The organism is Amycolatopsis sp. NPDC102522, assembly GCF_055584485.1.
On sequence record NZ_JBVJLY010000040.1, the window covers coordinates 15829 to 33005 of the forward strand.

General features: G+C 67.6%; 12 protein-coding genes and 1 rRNA gene. 7 read left to right on the top strand and 6 right to left on the bottom strand.

Annotated elements, in window-relative coordinates; translation table 11 throughout:
* The first annotated feature begins 32 nt into the window (after positions 1 to 32).
* Together ACZ6YV_RS43145 and ACZ6YV_RS43150 are read left to right on the top strand one after the other, a co-directional pair.
* The gene (locus tag ACZ6YV_RS43145; RefSeq protein ID WP_465515190.1) at positions 33 to 662 is read left to right on the top strand and encodes a GntR family transcriptional regulator; all 630 of its coding nucleotides are present in this window, start codon (positions 33 to 35) and stop codon (positions 660 to 662) included.
* Between the two features lie 4 nt (positions 663 to 666).
* On the top strand, positions 667 to 1428 hold the full coding sequence (locus ACZ6YV_RS43150) for a metallophosphoesterase (protein ID WP_465515191.1): 762 nt from the start codon (positions 667 to 669) through the stop codon (positions 1426 to 1428).
* Here the strand turns inward: ACZ6YV_RS43150 and ACZ6YV_RS43155 are convergent.
* The 6 genes from ACZ6YV_RS43155 to ACZ6YV_RS43180 all read right to left on the bottom strand — a co-directional run bounded on the left by ACZ6YV_RS43155 (position 1425) and on the right by ACZ6YV_RS43180 (position 8568).
* A complete protein-coding gene (locus ACZ6YV_RS43155) occupies positions 1425 to 3047 on the bottom strand; it encodes a CocE/NonD family hydrolase (RefSeq protein WP_465515192.1) in 1623 nt (540 codons plus the stop codon). The two genes, ACZ6YV_RS43150 and ACZ6YV_RS43155, sit on opposite strands and share 4 nt — an antisense overlap.
* A gap of 161 nt (positions 3048 to 3208) precedes the next feature.
* Positions 3209 to 4597 carry an aspartate ammonia-lyase gene (aspA, locus tag ACZ6YV_RS43160; RefSeq protein WP_465515193.1) on the bottom strand — a complete coding sequence of 463 codons (1389 nt, stop codon included), beginning with the start codon at positions 4595 to 4597 and terminating at the stop codon, positions 3209 to 3211.
* A 9-nt stretch (positions 4598 to 4606) separates the two neighbouring features.
* Positions 4607 to 5560, bottom strand: coding sequence for an asparaginase (locus ACZ6YV_RS43165; protein WP_465515194.1), 954 nt, complete (start codon positions 5558 to 5560; stop codon positions 4607 to 4609).
* The gene (locus tag ACZ6YV_RS43170) at positions 5557 to 6996 is read right to left on the bottom strand and encodes an amino acid permease (RefSeq protein WP_465515195.1); all 1440 of its coding nucleotides are present in this window, start codon (positions 6994 to 6996) and stop codon (positions 5557 to 5559) included. The genes ACZ6YV_RS43165 and ACZ6YV_RS43170 overlap by 4 nt, the downstream gene beginning before the upstream one ends.
* 4 nt (positions 6997 to 7000) lie before the next feature.
* Complete coding sequence (locus tag ACZ6YV_RS43175; RefSeq protein ID WP_378248147.1) at positions 7001 to 7672, bottom strand: FadR/GntR family transcriptional regulator; 672 nt, start codon at positions 7670 to 7672, stop codon at positions 7001 to 7003.
* A gap of 494 nt (positions 7673 to 8166) precedes the next feature.
* The gene (locus ACZ6YV_RS43180; RefSeq protein ID WP_465515196.1) at positions 8167 to 8568 is read right to left on the bottom strand and encodes a nitroreductase/quinone reductase family protein; all 402 of its coding nucleotides are present in this window, start codon (positions 8566 to 8568) and stop codon (positions 8167 to 8169) included.
* Positions 8569 to 8698: 130 nt separating this feature from the next.
* Between ACZ6YV_RS43180 and ACZ6YV_RS43185 the strand changes: the two genes are divergently transcribed.
* The 5 genes from ACZ6YV_RS43185 to ACZ6YV_RS43205 all read left to right on the top strand — a co-directional run.
* The gene (locus tag ACZ6YV_RS43185) at positions 8699 to 9784 is read left to right on the top strand and encodes a plasmid pRiA4b ORF-3 family protein (protein WP_465515197.1); all 1086 of its coding nucleotides are present in this window, start codon (positions 8699 to 8701) and stop codon (positions 9782 to 9784) included.
* A 190-nt stretch (positions 9785 to 9974) separates the two neighbouring features.
* A complete protein-coding gene (gene dnaE, locus ACZ6YV_RS43190; protein WP_465515198.1) occupies positions 9975 to 13559 on the top strand; it encodes a DNA polymerase III subunit alpha in 3585 nt (1194 codons plus the stop codon).
* On the top strand, positions 13559 to 15031 hold the full coding sequence (locus ACZ6YV_RS43195; RefSeq protein ID WP_465515199.1) for an MFS transporter: 1473 nt from the start codon (positions 13559 to 13561) through the stop codon (positions 15029 to 15031). The genes dnaE and ACZ6YV_RS43195 overlap by 1 nt, the downstream gene beginning before the upstream one ends.
* A 456-nt stretch (positions 15032 to 15487) precedes the next feature.
* The gene (locus tag ACZ6YV_RS43200) at positions 15488 to 16708 is read left to right on the top strand and encodes a low temperature requirement protein A (RefSeq protein WP_465515200.1); all 1221 of its coding nucleotides are present in this window, start codon (positions 15488 to 15490) and stop codon (positions 16706 to 16708) included.
* A 395-nt stretch (positions 16709 to 17103) separates the two neighbouring features.
* Positions 17104 to 17177 (top strand): 16S ribosomal RNA (locus ACZ6YV_RS43205); the annotation flags it as partial.

A 17177-nucleotide genomic window follows, 5' to 3' on the forward strand; every position in this document is an offset into this window, starting at 1 on the left:
AGTACGGCTGAACTGCATGCAATACTGTGCGGATGACGAGGAACCTGCTCCGGCGCGACCTCGCGGAGGAGATCACCGCCCGCGTGCTCGACGGCCGGATCGCCGCGGACAGCCGGATCAACGAGGTGCACCTCGCCCGCGAATTGGGCGTCAGCCGGACACCGCTGCGTGAGGCGCTGATCGGGCTGGCCGATCGCGGCCTGCTCGTCTCGGCGCCCGGTCGTGGTTTCCTCGTGCCGCCGTTCGACCCCGAAGAGGCCCGGCAGCTGTACCCGCTCGTCGCCGAGCTGGAATCGCTCGCGTTGCGCTGGAGTTCACCGCAGGACCTCGCCGGGCTCACCGGCGGCCTGGACCGGATCGCCGCCGAGATGGCCGCGGAACTCGATCGGCAGGGCGATCTGACCACTTTGGACGATCGCTGGCACGCGCTGCTGGTCTCGCGCTGCACGAATCCGCATCTGCTGCGCCTGATCGAGCAGACGAAGCCGCTGCTGAAGCGCTATGACGCGCGGTATTTCGGTGGCGTCGAACGCTCCCGGGAGAGTATCGATGAGCATCTCCGGATCGCCGAGGCGATCCGCGTCTCCGACCTCGCGACGGCGCTGGAGCTGCTCGTGCGGAACTGGGTGAAAACGTTGGCATATCTGGACGACATGGGGTGACGCAATGTTCGTGACGGCACATCTGAGTGACAACCATCTCGACGGCGGGGAACGCGCCGACGAGCGCACCGAGCGGGTCATGCGCTACCTGGAGAGCCTGGTGACACCGGTCGACGCGATCCTGGTGACCGGCGACATCGCCGACCACGGCACGCTCGAGGAGTACCGGCGCGCGGCCGAGCTCTTCAAGACCGGCACACCGCTCTTCACCTGCCCCGGCAACCACGACAAGCGCGGCCCGTTCCGCGAAGGGCTGCTCGGCCAGGCGCCGGACGACGCTCCGGTCAACATGGCGCACACCGTCGGCGACGTCACATTCGTCATGGCCGACTCGAGTATCCCCGGCAAGCCGGACGGGCGGTTCGACGACGAGACCCTGGCCTGGCTGGACGGCGTTCTCGCCGACGGCGACGGCCCCGCCTTCGTCGCCTTCCACCACCCGCCGGTCCCGCTGGGCCTGCCGCTGGTGGACGCGATGCGCCAGCACGGCGAAGACGAACTGGCCGAGGTGCTCGCCCGCCACCCGCGAGTGGTGGCCCTGCTCTGCGGGCACGTCCACGCCTCGGCGTCGACGAGGTTCGCGGGGTTACCGCTGCTGTCCGCGCCCTCGGTCGGGTCGAGCATCCTGCTCCCGTGGGAGGAGAACGGTCTCCGGCCGTGGGGCGAAGGCGGGCCGATCGATTACGACCTGCCGCCGTCGTTGCTGTTCCACGTGCTGCACGACGACGGCAGGCTGACCACCCATCAGCGGGTCGTCCCGGCTTAGCCCTCGAAAACCGGCAGCGTGATCCGGGACGGATGCGCGGGGTCGTGGAAGATCTCGAACCGCGCGGGTTTCCCGTCCACCGCGCTGAAAACCGGTTCGCCGGTGCCGTGGTTGCGGGCGAAGCGCGGGAACGCGCCGCCCGCGACCTGCAGCCGCAGCCGGTGCCCGCGCCGGAACCGGTAGGCGGTCGGGTCGAGGCTCACCTCGGCTGCGACCACTCCGTCCACATCGGACCCGGGGCTGCCGGGGCGCAGGCGGAGGATGCCGTCGGTGACGTTGCGGGAGATTCCGCGACCGTCCACATCGCACAGACGGACGAAGACGTCGCCGTGCCCGAGGTCGGTCCGGACGTGCACCAGGGCGGAGACCTCGCCGATGACGTCGAGGTCGCGCTTCAGCTTGTCACCGGTGAAGAGCAGCACGTCCCGGCGCACTTCGACGTCCTTGTTGTCCTGCTGTTTCTGCACACCCGACAGCAGGGGGCCGCCCGCGCTCGGCGTCGGATCCGCCGGGTCGAAGGTGAACGTGCCCGGCTTCGACTCGACAGGCTCGGACGGGGAAAGCCCGCCAGGACGCAGGAAATACGGGCTGGCGTCGGATTTCGGCGGCCAGCTTTCGAAGTCCAGCCATCGCCCGGTGCCCTGGAGGTACAGGCGGACGGGCGCCTGCCGCAGCGGCGCGCGATCACCGAGCAGGTGGGCGGAGAGAAAGCCGATCTGGTCGGTGATCAGGGTTTTCAGGCTGGCGGGCTCGCCGTGGGCCCAGGGGCCGATGGTGATCCGCGGTTCGCGCCCGGCCGCGGCGAGTTCCTTGAAGTCGCGCAGCTGCGCGGAGATGAACAGGTCGTACCAGCCGGTCACCATGCTCACCGGGGTCCTCAGCGCGGCGACCTCGGCGCTGTGGTCCGACGGCGCCCAGAAGTCGTCGCCGGGTTCGGCGTGCCCGGCGACGTCCTGCAGGAACCGCACTTGCTTGCCGATGGCCGCGACGTCCGCGCTGGAAACCGGCAGGTGAGCCATGGCTTGGCGGGTCTTCTTCGTCTGCCAAGGGTTCGGCAGGCCGGCGAACCGGCCCTCCTGTCGCCCGATCAGCGCCGACCACGAGACCATGTTGTCGACCGCGAGGATCCCGCCGGGATAGAAGGTCGAGACGAATTCCGACGCGGTGACCCCGAGACACAGCGCTTCGAGCGGCTCGTCGAGGTACGGCGCGACAGCCCATTGGGTGTGGCCGAGGTAGCTCGCGCCCGCCATCGCGACCCGGCCGTCGCACCACGGCTGCTCGCGCAGCCAGGCGACGGTGGCTAGGCCGTCCTCCTTCTCCAGGTGGAACGGCCGGAACTCGCCGCCGGAGCCGAAGGTCCCGCGAGTGCTCTGGAGGACCACCTGCAGCCCGTGCCGCGCGAAGGTCTCGCCGAAGATCTTGCCCATCACGCCCTTGCGGCCGTACGGCGTGCGGATCAGCACCACCGGCCGCGGCTCGTCGCCCGGTACGGCGTAGCGGTCGGCCAGCAGCCGGACGCCGTCGGGCATCGGGACGGGGATCCCCTTGGTCGCCGTGGGGGCGGGGCCTTCGGCCGGTGGGAGGCCGAGGTATCGGTCGAGGAGCCTTTCGAGCACGCCTGGGCCACCTTTCGTGCGGATGATCACCTTCCGGTTCCGAAGGTACCCCAGGTCAAGCAGGTGGGTGGGTCTCGTGAGTGGCTAGAACGGCTAGAACCGTCCCAGCCACTCACGAGGCCCTGGCGCGGGACGGACCGCCCGGTACCGTCCCGCTGGTCTCAGGAAAGCCGCGCGAGCGTCTCCGGCTTCAGCAGCTTCGCCAGCTCCTCCGCGGGCAAAAGGCCCTTCTCGACGACGAGTTCCGCCACGCCACGCCCGGTCTCGAGCGCCTCCTTCGCGATCTCGGTCGCCGCCGCGTACCCGATGCTCGGGTTCAACGCGGTCACCAGCCCGATCGAGTTCTCGACGTAGCCCCGCATCACGTCGGCGTTCGCGGTGATCCCGGAGACGCACCGCTCCGCCAGCACCACACAGGCCGACCGCAGATGCGTGATGCTCTCCGAAAGCGAGTGCAGGATCAGCGGCTCGAACGCGTTGAGCTGCAGCTGGCCCGCCTCGGCCGCCATCGTGACGGCGACGTCGTTGCCGATGACCTCGAACGCGACCTGGTTGACCACCTCGGGGATCACCGGGTTGATCTTGCCGGGCATGATCGACGACCCCGCCTGCACCGGCGGCAGGTTGATCTCGTTGAGCCCCGCCCGGGGCCCGGACGAAAGCAGCCGCAGATCGTTGCAGCTCTTCGAAAGTTTCACCGCGATCCGCTTGAGCACACCGGAAAGGTGCACGAAAGCGCCGCAGTCCTGCGTCGCCTCGACGAGGTCCGCGGCGCTCACGACCGGAAGCCCGGTGAGCTCGCGAAGGTGCGCGACGGCGGCCTCGGCGTACCCGGGCGCGGCGTTGAGACCGGTGCCGATCGCGGTCGCGCCGAGGTTGATCTCGTGCAGCAGCGCCACCGCCTCGGTGAGCCGCAGCCGGTCTTCCCCGAGCATGACCGCGTAGGTGCCGAACTCCTGCCCCAGCGTCATCGGGACGGCGTCCTGCAACTGCGTGCGGCCCATCTTCAGCAGCTCGCGGAACTCGACGGCCTTGGCCGCGAAAGCCTGCTCCAGCACGACCATCGCCTCGGCCAGCTCGCGGACGGCGATGATCGTGGCGACGTTGACCGCGGTCGGATACGCGTCGTTCGTCGACTGCCCGAGGTTCACGTGTTCGTTCGGGTGCACGCGGGCGTAGTCGCCCTTCTCGTGCCCGAGCAGTTCGAGCGCGCGGTTCGCGATCACCTCGTTGGCGTTCATGTTCGTCGAGGTGCCCGCGCCGCCCTGGATGACGTCGACGACGAACTCCTCGTGCAGCGCGCCTTCCCGGATCTCGCGGCAGGCCCGGCGGATCGCGTCGGCGACGTCCGGCTTCAGCAGGCCCAGGTCGGCGTTGGCGCTCGCGGCGGCTTCCTTGACCGACGCGAGCGCCTCGATCAGATGCGGGTACGCGGAGATCGCGGTGCCGGTGATGGGGAAGTTCTCCCTGGCGCGGGCGGTGTGCACACCCCAGTAGGCGTCGGCCGGGACTTCCTTGTCCCCCAGCAGATCGTGTTCCACGCGGTACATCGAAGGCTCCTAGGCGGCGAGGTGAGGTTCGGCGAGCGCGCCCGCCACGCGCAGACCGGGGGCCGGCTCCAGTACGTCTTGCTCGACACCGCACAGCGCGAGCGCGGCGGCGAGCACCGGCCGCCGGGCGCGGTCCCCGCCGTCGGCGATCTTGATCGCGATCGCCGTGCCGTCGGGCAGGGCGGCGACCTGGACGGCCTCGAAACCGTCCTTGGCGATCAGGCCGGGCACCGCGCGCATGAGCGCGGTGACGTCGCGGCGAGTACCGGCGACCAGTTCCGGATGCTTCCGGATCCCTTCGGCGACAAGGCCTTCCGGGGTTCCGGGGGAAGCCGCGGCGATCCTGCCGACAGCGCGGGCGAGCCCGTGCAGCGAGACCGCGAACAGGGGAGCGCCGCAGCCGTCGACGGCGACCTTCGGGATCCGTTGCCCCGTCAGGTCCTCGACGCAGTCCGCGATCGCGCACTGCAGCGGGTGTGCCGGATCCAGGTAGTCCTTTGTGGACCAGTCGTGCAGACGGCAGGTCGCGAGCATCGCCGCGTGTTTGCCGGAACAGTTGTGCGCCAACCGGGAAGCGGTCCGTCCGGAAGCTATCCAGGCGTCGCGCTCGACAGGGTCGAACGGGAGATCCTCCGGCGTTCGCAGATCCTCAGCGGTGAGCGCGGCGCCGTCCAAGGTCCGGAGGACCTCCGAAAGGTGGATCTCCTCGCCGGAGTGGCTGGCCGCGCCGACGGCGAACCCCGCCGGGCTCAGCTCGACCCCGAGCCGCGCCATCGCGGTGGCCTGCAAGGGTTTCGCCGCCGAACGCGGATAGAACGCCGCTTCGATGTCGCCCGCGGCGAACAGCACGCGGCCGTCGGGCGCGAGCACCACGGCCGAACCGTGGTGCACCCCCTCGACCATGCCGTCGCGGAGGAGGTGCACCAGCGGTTCGTGCGCGGGAACGCGGATCTCGGGGATCACAGCTTCGTCTTTTCGAAGACGTCCATGTTGATCCGCTTGCGGACCCCGAACCAGCCCGCCACCAGCGCGAGCCCGATGACCGGCAGGCAGTACAGGGTGATCCGGCCGATCTCGTCGAAGCCCATCAGCACCACGACGGCGGCGAGGAAGACCAGCGTCGCGATCTCGGTGTAGGGCGAGAACGGCAGCCGGTACGACGGACGTTCCACCTCGCCGCGCTTGGCCTTGCGGACGAACATCAGATGGGACAGCACGATGATCGCCCAGGTGCCGAGGATGCCGACGGCGGCGAAGTTCAGCACGATCTCGAAAGCCTCGCTCGGCACGATGGCGTTCAGGCCGACACCGAGCACACAGACCGCGGCGGTGAGCAGGATCCCGCCGTAGGGCACGTGGTTCTTGTTCATCACGCCGGTGAACTTCGGCGCGGATCCGGCCAGCGACATCGAACGCAGGATGCGGCCGGTGGAGTAGAGACCCGAGTTCAGGCTGGACAGCGCCGCCGTCAGCACCACCAGGTTCATCACGTTGCCCGCCTGCGGCACGCCGATGTGCGACAGCACGGTGACGAACGGGCTCTCCTTCTTCGAGTAGGAGTCCCACGGCATCAGCATCGCCAGCAGGACCACCGAACCGACGTAGAAGATCCCGATCCGCCACATGATCGAGTTGATCGCCTTCGGCATGATCTTGCGCGGGTTCTCCGTCTCACCGGCGGCGACGCCGACCAGCTCGACCGAGGCGTAGGCGAACACGACGCCCTGGACGATCAGCACCATCGGCAGCAGGCCCGCCGGGAAGATCCCGCCGTTGTCGGAGAGCAGCGAGAAGCCGGGCGTCTGCCCGTCGATCGGCTGCTGGGTGACCAGCAGCCAGATCCCGATCCCCATGAAGGTCACCAGCGCGGCGACCTTGATGATGGCGAACCAGAACTCCATCTCGCCGAACAGCTTCACAGACACCATGTTCAGCGCGAGCACCACCGCGAGCGCGATGAGGGCCAGCACCCACTGCGGGATCGGTGTGAAGAAGGACCAGAAATGCGCGTACAGCGCGATCGCGGTGATATCCGCGATCCCGGTCGTCGACCAGTTCAGGAAGTGCATCCAGCCCGCGACGAACGCGCCTTTCTCGCCCATGAATTCCCGGGCGTAGGAAACGAAGGCGCCGGAGGAGGGGCGGTACAGGATGAGTTCGCCGAGCGCGCGCACCACGAAGAACGCGAAAAGGCCGCAGACCGCGTAAACGATCGCGAGCGCCGGGCCCGCCTGTGCGAGCCGTCCGCCCGCGCCGAGGAACAGGCCGGTGCCGATGGCGCCGCCGATCGCGATCATGTTGACGTGGCGGGGCTTCAGCGCCTTGTCGTAGCCGGCGTCACCGGCGTCGGCCGGCACCGGCGCGGCTTTGCCGTCCGCGCTGAGGGTCTGTTCGGTCACGGTGTCAGTCGTCCTTGTTCTGGTGCGTCGTGTGGCCTGGCCGCACGATGGTGGTCAGCGCGTTCTCGACGTGCTCGAGATGGGAGGTCATCGCCGCGACGGCGTCCGCTTCGGAACCGGAGGCGATGGCGGTGACGATCTCACGGTGCTCGGTGTTCGAGCGGGTCCGACGGCCACCCAATTGGTTGAGAAAAGAGGATTGGCGGGCCAATGCGTCCCGGATCTCTTCGATGACCTTGCCGAACACCGGATTACCCGAGGCCTGGGCGATGGTGATGTGGAACAGCGAGTCCAGCGCCACCCATGCGGTGTTGTCGGTTTCGAGATCCATTCGCTCGACGAGATGGCCGAGGAGGTCGAGGTCGTCGGTGCTGCGGCGCACGGCCGCGTACCCGGCGACGGGGATTTCGACGTGGCGCCGGACCTCGAACAGGTCACGGGCCGAGTAGGTCCCGAAGGTGGGGTTCTCGACCGGCCCGGTGGCGGTCACGAAGGTCCCTTTGCCCGTTTTGGACACGGTGAGCCCGAGCGCCTGCAGCCCCCGCAACGCTTCGCGGACGACCGAACGGCTGACCTCGAACTCCTTGCCGAGCGCTGATTCCGACGGCAGCTTGTGGCCGACGGGGTACTCGCCGCGCTCGATGGCGCCGCGGAGATGGGCCAGAACGGCTTCCATCGCGCTGATGCGTCTTGGACCACCGTGTCCGGCTGTCTGGCTGTCAGACAGGTTCATGAGACGAGATCGTGCGGTCGGTCCATCGCTTTGTCAAGCGATCAGCCGAGGGCTCCGATCCGCGCTGCGAAGTCCGCGTCGTCGGTGTATCCACTTGAGAATCGGAAGCCGTGCTGGGTGCTTTCGTGGGCGTGGAGTTCGGTGGTGACAGCGGATTCCCGGGTGAAGGTGGCCAGGGTCACAACGTTGTCGGTGCCGCCGCTTCGGCAAGGCGTGAAGGTCGAGTTCCCTCGTCAGCCCCTTGGCCCTCCACGGTTCGGCCCCCTGGCCGCCTGAGGTACGTGAAGGACCCCTTCATTGCGCTAGGCGCAATGAAGGGGTCCTTCACGTACTTGGGGAAGGTGCGAAGGTCAAGGAGGCCTTCACGGACCGGCGATCAACCCGCGGCCAGAGTCCAGCAGGTACCAAAGACCCCTGGCCCCGAATCGCCACTTACGTCAGACGCGCTTGAGCGCGATCACCGGGAACGGGCGGCTGGTCTTCGACTGGTGCTCTGCCAGCCGCGGGAACGCCTTCGCCTGCTTCGCGAACAGACGGTCCCGAGCCGCTCCGGTGACCTCGATCGCGTGAGCGGTGAAGGCCTCTCCGTCCGCTTCGACGTCGACAGACGACTCCGCGACCAGGTTGCGATACCAGTCCGGATGACCGGGGGCACCCCCGTTCGCGGCGAACACGATGTAGTGGTCGTTGTCGGCCAGGAACAGCATCGGCGTCACATGCCGTCGTCCGGTGCGGGCGCCGGTGGTGGTGAGCAGCAGCGTCGGGAGACCGTCGCCGTGGCGGCCGTTCGCGCGGAACTCCGCGATCACGCGTTCGTTCATGGCCTGCAGGTCGATCATCAACTCTCCGGCGGTTCGGTGATCTTGGCGGCTGGCCAGTCTGCCCACTCGCGCCCAGGTCGGCAAGCACTTTTGGATCGTGGCTGCTCACGGCGCCGAAACTGTCGGTGCCGGTGGCGATACTGATCCCGTGTCCCCCGTCAGCCGCGGCCGCAAGCCCGCCAAAAGACCGAAGAACCAGCGCTCCCACCGGACGCGTCCGCCCTTGGACGTGACCAGGGTGGAGCGCTGGCCGAAGCTGCTCCACGGACCGATCGAGCTGTCGGACTGTGTCGTCCAAGGCCAGGTGGATCAGGACTTCGTGGTCCTGGCCGCCACACTGACCGCCGGCAAACGTTCGGTGGGTGTCGAGGTGATGGTCAACGGTCGCGAGGTCGACGTGATCGAACTTCACCCCGATCCCGCGGACGCCCTGGCGGTTCTTCGCAACGGCTTCGGGGTGACCGAGGCACCGTTGACCCCCGAGGAGTTCCGGAGCCAGGTCGAATCGGCCCTGATCGGCCGGGCGGACTCGGCCGCTTGGATTCGGGAGACGATCCCCGAGCTCCTGGAACTGGGGACCGATCCGAGGCCCGATCTGCCCGAGCGCGCCTTCCAGCTGCGCCGATGGCTCGGTCTTCCCGACTACGAACCGTTGCCCCGCGCGTCGTCGGCCGATCAGCTGCCGCTCGTCCTGCCCCCGCCGGTGCCGGTCACCGGACTCCGGTTGGCGGTCGCCCTGTCCGAGCCGGACGCCGCGATCTGGCGACGGCTCGAAGTCCGCTCCGACGTCACCCTCGCCGGACTGCACCGGATCCTCGCGGTCGCGTTCGACAGCGACGAGCGGCGGTATCACCGGTTCGAGACCGGGTACGGCGGCTTCAGCGTCGATGCCCAGAGTGGCGAGGGCGACCGACTGGACGACGAAGTGACACTCGGCCAGGTCATCACTTCGCCCGGCCACAGGCTCGTCTACGAGTCGGAAGGCTGGAGGCACTGGATCCGCGTCGAGCGGCTGGCCGTCCTCCCCGAAGCGCCGAGTTGCCTCGACGGCGAACGCGCCGCGCCGCCGCCGGAATGTGAAGGCCCGAGCAGCTACGAGATGTTGCTGGAGGCACTGCGCGATCCGGACGACGAAGAGAACGAGGGGCTGCTCGAAGAGCTCGGCGGCCACGGGTTCGATCCGGAGTGGTTCGACAAGGAGGTGGTCGACGAGCGGCTGGCCCGGCTGAGCTGACCCGGCACCCCGTTCGGGGGTAACCGAGGCCTCCCCGCGCGCCTATTTGGCACTGGCCGATTACGGGAGGAAGCTTGCCGCGGCGGCCCGCCATCCCGCCCAAGTGTCGTCTGGACTCGGCGCATAAGGTGGGAGGACCGGCCCGCGTCAAGCAGCCAGGGATCCGTCTGCCTAGGGGAGGTTTTCGCTGGTGTCGAACGATTCCTTCGTCCACCTGCATGTGCACACCGAGTACTCGATGCTCGACGGTGCGGCGAAGATCGCCCCCTTGTTCAAGGAGGCGGCGCGCCTGGGCATGCCCGCGGTCGGGATGACCGACCACGGCAACATGTACGGCGCGGACGAGTTCTACCAGCAGGCGGTCAAGCACGAGCTGAAGCCGATCATCGGCATCGAGGCCTACGTCGCGCCGGAGAGCCGGTTCCACAAGAAGCCGGTCTTCTGGGGTCAGGCCAACCAGCGTGGCTCCGACGAGTTCGGTGAAGGCGGCGACGTCTCCGGTAGTGGTGCCTACACCCACATGACGATGCTCGCCGAGAACTCCACCGGCCTGCGGAACCTGTTCAAGCTCTCTTCGCTCGCGAGCATGCAGGGCTACTACCGCAAGCCCCGGATGGACCGCGAGCTGATCGCGGAGAACCACCAGGGCATCATCGCCACCACCGGCTGCCCGTCCGGCGAGGTGCAGACACGGCTTCGGCTGGGGCAGCGCACCGAAGCGATCCAGGCCGCCTCGGACTACAAGGACATCTTCGGCGCCGACAACTTCTTCCTCGAACTGATGGACCACGGCCTGCCGATCGAGCGGTCGGTCCGTGAGGGCCTGCTCGAGGTCGGCAAGCTGCTCGACCTCCGGCCGCTGGCCACCAACGACTCGCACTACGTCACCAAGGACCAGGCCGACACCCACTCCGCGCTGCTTTGCGTGCAGGCGGGCAAGACGCTGAACGACCCGAACCGGTTCAAGTTCGACGGTGACGGCTACTACCTGAAGTCGGCCGCCGACATGCGTGAGTACTGGGACAAGGAAGTCCCCGGCGCCGCCGACTCGACGCTGCTGATCGCCGAGCGCGTCGAGTCCTACAAGGACGTCTACACGCACAAGGACCGGCTGCCGTTCTTCGAGGTCCCCGACGGCTACGACCAGGGCACCTGGCTGCGGGAAGAGGTCGGGCGTGGCCTCAAGTGGCGGTACCCCGAAGGCGTCCCGGACGAGTACTACAACGAGCGCATCGAGATCGAGCTCGACGTCATCATCGGGAAGGGCTTCCCCGCCTACTTCCTCATCGTCGCCGACCTCATCAACTACGCCCGCAAGGTCGGCATCCGCGTCGGCCCCGGCCGTGGTTCCGCCGCCGGTTCGCTGGTCGCGTACGTCCTCGGTATCACCAACCTGGACCCGATCCCGCAGAAGCTGCTGTTCGAGCGGTTCCTGAACCCCGAGCGCGTCTCGATGCCCGATATCGACATCGACTTCGACGACCGCCGTCGCGGCGAGATGATCCGCTACGCCACCGACAAGTACGGCGTCGACAAGGTCGCGCAGGTCATCACCTTCGGCACCATTAAGACCAAGGCGGCCATCAAGGACTCCGCCCGCGTCCACTTCGGCCAGCCGGGGTACGCGATCGCGGACCGGATCTCGAAGGCCCTGCCGCCGCCGATCATGGCGAAGGACATCCCGCTTTCGGGCATCGTCGACTCGAAGCACGAGCGGTACGGCGAGGCCGCCGAAGTCCGCGCGCTCGTCGAGACCGACGAAGAGTGCAAGACGATCTTCGAGACCGCCCGCGGCCTCGAAGGGCTGATCCGCAACGCCGGCGTCCACGCCTGCGCGGTCATCATGTCCTGCGACCCGCTGACCGACGCCATCCCGCTGTGGCAGCGCGACGACGGCTCGATCATCACCGGCTGGGACTACCCGTCGTGCGAGAACATCGGCCTGCTCAAGATGGACTTCCTGGGCCTGCGGAACCTCACCGTCATCGGTGACGCGATCGACAACATCAAGACCAACCGCGGGGTCGACATCGACCTCGATACCCTCGGCGTCGAAGACCCGGAGACGTACAAGCTGCTCGCCAGGGGAGACACGCTCGGCGTGTTCCAGCTGGACGGCGGGCCGATGCGAGACCTGCTGCGCCGGATGCAGCCGACGGTGTTCGACGACATCGTGGCGGTGGGCGCGCTGTACCGCCCCGGCCCGATGGGCATGAACGCGCACAACGACTACGCGGACCGGAAGAACAATCGGCAGAAGGTCAAGCCGATCCACCCGCAGCTCGAGGAGCCCCTGAAGGAGATCCTGGCCGACACCTACGGCCTTATCGTCTATCAGGAGCAGATCATGCACATCGGCCAGAAGGTGGCCGGGTACACGATGGGCCGCGCGGACGTGCTCCGCCGGGCCATGGGTAAGAAGAAGAAGGAAGTCCTCGATCTCGAGTACGAGGGCTTCGAGGCCGGGATGAAGGCCAGCCCGCTGATCGAAGGCGGGTTCTCGCCGGAAGCGGTGAAGGCGCTCTGGGACACGATCCTCCCGTTCGCCGGCTACGCGTTCAACAAGAGCCACGCGGCCGCGTACGGCCTGATCTCCTACTGGACCGCGTACCTCAAGGCGAACTTCACGCCGGAGTACATGGCCGCGCTGCTCACCTCGGTCGGTGACAACAAGGACAAGTCCGCGGTCTACCTCTCGGAGTGCCGCCGCCTCGGGATCAAGGTGCTCCCGCCGGACGTCAACGAATCGGCGCTGAGGTTCGCGGCCGTCGGGGGCGACATCCGCTTCGGCATGGGTGCCGTCCGCAACGTCGGCGCGAACGTCGTCGAGTCGATCATCAAGACCCGCGGTGAGAAGGGGAAGTACTCCACCTTCACCGACTTCCTCGACAAGTCCGAACTGGTGGCCTGCAACAAGCGGGTCATCGAATCGCTGATCAAGGCGGGCGGGTTCGACTCGCTCGGCAACTCCCGGCTTTCGATGATCCAGGTGCACGAGGACGCGGTCGAGGCCGTGGTCCCGCTCAAGCGCCAGGAGGCGATGGGCCAGTTCGACCTCTTCGGTTTCGGTGGGGACGACGACGCGGAAGCCGCGGTGTCCTCTTCACCGCTCGCGCACTTGAAGTTCGGTGAAGAGGAGTACCCGCGCAAGCAACTCCTCGCCTACGAACGGGAGATGCTCGGCCTGTACGTCTCGGCGCACCCGCTGGACGGCGCCGAACGCATCCTGCGCAAACACGCCCCTCGGCCGATCGCCGCGATCATCTCCGACCCGCCGAAGGAAGGCGAGCTGATCGTCTCCGGGCTGATCACCTCGCTGGAGCGCCGGGTCAACAAGAAGGGCGAGCCCTGGGCGATCTGCACCATCGAGGACATGGACGCTTCGCTCGAGGTCCTGTACTTCCCGAAGTCCTACGCGATGTTCTCCGCCGACCTCATCGAGGACAACGCGGTCCTGGTCAAGGGCCGGGTGAACTGGCGCGAGGACAAGATGTCCATCTTCGGCGGCGGACTCGTGCCGCTCGACCTGTCCGAGATCGGCAACGGTGACGAGGACATGCCTCTCGTTCTGCTGGCCGCGGCGGAGAAGATCGACCAATCGGTGGTCAGCGAACTGAAACAGACCCTGCTGGCGCACAAGGGCGAGACCCCGGTGCACCTCAAGCTGGTCGGCAAGAACCAGACGGTCTTCGCGCTGTACGACTACCCGGTGAAGGTGACGTCGATGCTGATCGGTGAGCTCAAGGGCATCCCCGGGATCGCCGCCAGCACCTGATGAGCACCCACGAACCCGACCCCCGGCGCTGGAAGGCGCTCGCCGTCTCCCTCGCCGCCGGGTTCATGGGCCTGCTCGACGTCAGCATCGTCAACACGGCGCTGCCCTCGATCCAGCAGGACCTCGGCGCGTCGAGCGGCGGGATCCAGTGGGTCGTGTCGGGTTACGCGCTGGCCTTCGGGCTGGTGCTGGTGACCGGCGGCAGGCTCGGCGACGCGCTCGGCCGCCGCCGCATGTTCCTGTTCGCGCTCGCCGCGTTCGTGCTGACCAGCGCTTTCGCCGGCGCCGCGCCGGACGAGACGACGCTGATCGCCGCGCGGCTCCTGCAGGGCGTCGCGTCGGGCATGATGACGCCGCAGAACAGCGGCATGATCCAGGATCTGTTCCGCGGCGCGGAACGTGGCCGCGCGTTCGGGATGTTCGGTGCCACCGTCGGGATCTCGACCGCCGTCGGCCCGGTGCTCGGCGGCGTGATCCTCGCCGTGTTCGGCGACCCGGAAGGCTGGCGCTGGGTCTTCTACGTGAACGTACCCATCGGCATCCTGGCGTTCGCCCTGGCACTGAGATGGCTCCCGAAAGCGGAGAGACCGTCGAAAGGCCTGCGAGGCGAGATCGACTTCGTCGGCATCATGCTGCTGGGCGTGGCCGTCCTCGGGGTCCTGCTCCCGTTGATCGAATCCGAACAGGGCGGGCTCAGCAGCCTGTGGTGGCTGTTCATCGTCGCGGTGGTCTTCGGCTTCGCGTTCGTACGCTGGGAGCGCTCGATGGTGCGGCGCGGCCGCCCGCCGCTGCTGGACACGCGACTGTTCACCGGCACTCCCGGCTACGCCACAGGTGCCGCCGTCGGCGCGCTGTACTTCAGCGGGTTCACCGGTATGTGGCTGGTCTTCGCCCTCTTCTTCCAGGAAGGCCTCGGCTACACGCCACTGCAGTCCGGGCTGGCCGTCACCTCCTTCGCCCTCGGCTCGGCCGTGTCGGCGGCGATCGCGGGACGGCTGGTGCCGAAGTGGGGCCGCAAGCTCACCGTCACCGGGCTGGTCATGGTGATCGCCGGGATGGTCACGGTCGCCGTCCTCGCCGGTCAGGATCCCGGCACCGCGGCGGGCTGGTGGTTCGCGGTGCCGTTGCTCGTCGCCGGCGTCGGTGGCGGCATGGTCATCTCGCCCAACACCACACTGACCCTGGAATGCGTGCCGACGTCGATGGCGGGCGTGGCCGGGGGAGCGCTGCAGACCGGTCAGCGGATCGGCACCGCGATCGGCACGGTCGTGCTGGCCTCGGTCTTCCACGCGGTACTGGGCGCGAACGGCGGCTACCCGTCGGCGCTGACCGCGGCGATGCTCTGCGCCGCCGTTTTGACGAGTTCGGCGCTCTTACTCGCGGTGATCGAGCTTCGTGCGCGCCGGAACCGGCGTTCGCTCACTGAGCGGGAGGAAGCCGAAAGGGCTGCCGCCGACAGTCAACGAGGCTGAGTCATCCGTGCGTACCGATGACTACGTTCGGCAAGACTCAATGCTCCATCCGAGTGACTGAGGCTGTCATCCTCTGGTGCTACTCAGAGCAACCAGGTAGACCTTACGGAGCCTTCACTGCTGTGTCTTGGCTACCGACAGTGGTATTTCTGTCGATCGATCGGGGATGGATCGATCGGCGAAGCGATCGTGGTGAGTCCGGAGTTTCTCAGGAATGGACACCTACGGTCACGAGCCGGTGGACAGCCGTCGGCGTCCGCGGGGGACCGTTCGGCGGCAGCCGGCTCACCACCACTGACTAGCCGAGGCCCGGTGAGGCATTCGCGCGGGTGGGTCCGCGCGGGGTCGCCTGGGGAGGTGCACCCGGCCCGGACCCACCCGCCGCGCGTTCCTCCGAGTGTGTGAACCGCCTCCGGCTGCGAAGATCTCCGCAGATCGAGAGTGCGAGGAGTGGAGATGGCGGAGAGTTCTGTCCGGCGGAATCGGCTGCGGGTCTGGTACCGGCCGATGACGATGCGCGATTCCGGTGAGGGACACCGGGTCGCGACCCCGTTGGAGCTGTTGTTCGACCTGTGTTTCGTGGTCGCCGTCGCGCAGGCCGCGGCCGGCTTGCACCACGCGATCGCCGAGAACCACATCGGGCACGGGGTACTCAGCTTCGGGATGGTGTTCTTCGCGATCTGGTGGGGCTGGCTGAACTTCAGCTGGTTCGCGTCGTCGTTCGACACCGACGACGTGCTGTACCGGCTGGTGACGCTGGTGCAGATCGCCGGCGGGCTGACCGTCGCCGCCGGTGTCTCGTCGGCCTTCGAAGGCGACTTCAGGATCATGGTCGCCGGCTATGTCCTGATGCGGCTGGCGATGGTCGTGCAGTGGCTGCGTGCCGCGCGGACCGATCCGCAGTGCCGCCCGGCCGCGCTGCGGTACGCCATCGGCATCACGATCGTCCAGATCCTGTGGATCGTTCGCCTGGGTCTGCCGGAATCGTTGGGGCTGCCGTCGTTCTTCGTGCTCCTGGTGGCCGAGCTCGCGGTGCCGGTGATCGCCGAACGCAAGCGCTGGACGGGCTGGCATCCGCACCACATCGCCGAGCGCTACGGCCTGTTCACGATCATCGTGCTGGGTGAATCCATCCTCGGCGCGACCACCGCGGTCAAGGAAGGACTGGACGAGGGCGAGCACACCGGCAGCCTGATCTCGCTCGCCGCCGCCGGGCTCGTGCTGCTCTTCTCCCTGTGGTGGCTGTACTTCGACCAGCCGGGCCACATCCGGCTCGAGAAGGCGAAGAACCTGTTCACCGTCGCGAGCTGGGGTTACGGGCACTACCTGATCTTCGCCTCGGCGGCCGCGCTCGGCGCCGGCCTCGAAGTCGCGGTCGACTACGACACGCACACCGGGCACGTCGCTTCGCTGCCCGCCGCCATGGCGACGACCGTGCCCGTCGCGATCTACCTGCTGAGCGTCTGGCTGATGCACATCGGGCCGAGCAACGAATGCCGCCCGATCGCGATCGGCTTCCCGGTGACCGCGGTGCTCGTGCTCGCCGCGTCGTTCACGCCCGCGCCCATCCACCTCACCGCCGGGCTCGCCGCCGCCCTCGTCGTGTTGACGGTGGTCGCGACCCACGGCGAGCCGGCGCCAGGCGCCGCTTCGGGCGACGAGGCGGCCGAGAGCTAGATCGACGCAGGTCAGAGCGTCGGCGCGAAAAAAGGGACCCCCCTGTAAATGCCGGTTTCGGGCCGTGTAATGTTCTCTTCGTCGCCAGGGAAACCGAGCGGCCGCCGGGAACACGAACCAAGCTCCCACCGGATGGTGGTAGAGTGGGTGGTCCCGAACCGGAGAGGTAACCTTACCCCGCTGAAACGGCAGTTTCGAGCAGGTGTTAGGGTGTGCTCCGAACAAAAGCCAAGAAATAACTGCTTCGGATAAGGCCGCTTGACGGTGGTGCGATCTGGGGTGTGTTGCTTGAGAACTCAACAGTGTGCTAGTGAACTAAGCCAGTAGAGCTTATGTATAAGAACCTCGTGAGAGGTTCCTTTGAGTGCATTAAATTGCCTCGATCAAATTTGACATTGTTGGAGAGTTTGATCCTGGCTCAGGACGAACGCTGGCGGCGTGCTTAACACATGCAAGTCGAACGATGAAG

What these genes read in the sequence shown, in the direction of transcription:
- ACZ6YV_RS43150 (WP_465515191.1), top strand. Translation starts at nt 667, where the DNA reads ATGTTCGTGACGGCACATCTGAGTGACAACCATCTCGACGGCGGGGAA.
- ACZ6YV_RS43145 (WP_465515190.1), top strand. Translation starts at nt 33, where the DNA reads ATGACGAGGAACCTGCTCCGGCGCGACCTCGCGGAGGAGATCACCGCC.
- ACZ6YV_RS43180 (WP_465515196.1), bottom strand. Translation starts at nt 8,568, where the DNA reads ATGATCGACCTGCAGGCCATGAACGAACGCGTGATCGCGGAGTTCCGC.
- ACZ6YV_RS43175 (WP_378248147.1), bottom strand. Translation starts at nt 7,672, where the DNA reads ATGGAAGCCGTTCTGGCCCATCTCCGCGGCGCCATCGAGCGCGGCGAG.
- ACZ6YV_RS43195 (WP_465515199.1), top strand. Translation starts at nt 13,559, where the DNA reads ATGAGCACCCACGAACCCGACCCCCGGCGCTGGAAGGCGCTCGCCGTC.
- ACZ6YV_RS43200 (WP_465515200.1), top strand. Translation starts at nt 15,488, where the DNA reads ATGGCGGAGAGTTCTGTCCGGCGGAATCGGCTGCGGGTCTGGTACCGG.
- aspA (WP_465515193.1), bottom strand. Translation starts at nt 4,597, where the DNA reads ATGTACCGCGTGGAACACGATCTGCTGGGGGACAAGGAAGTCCCGGCC.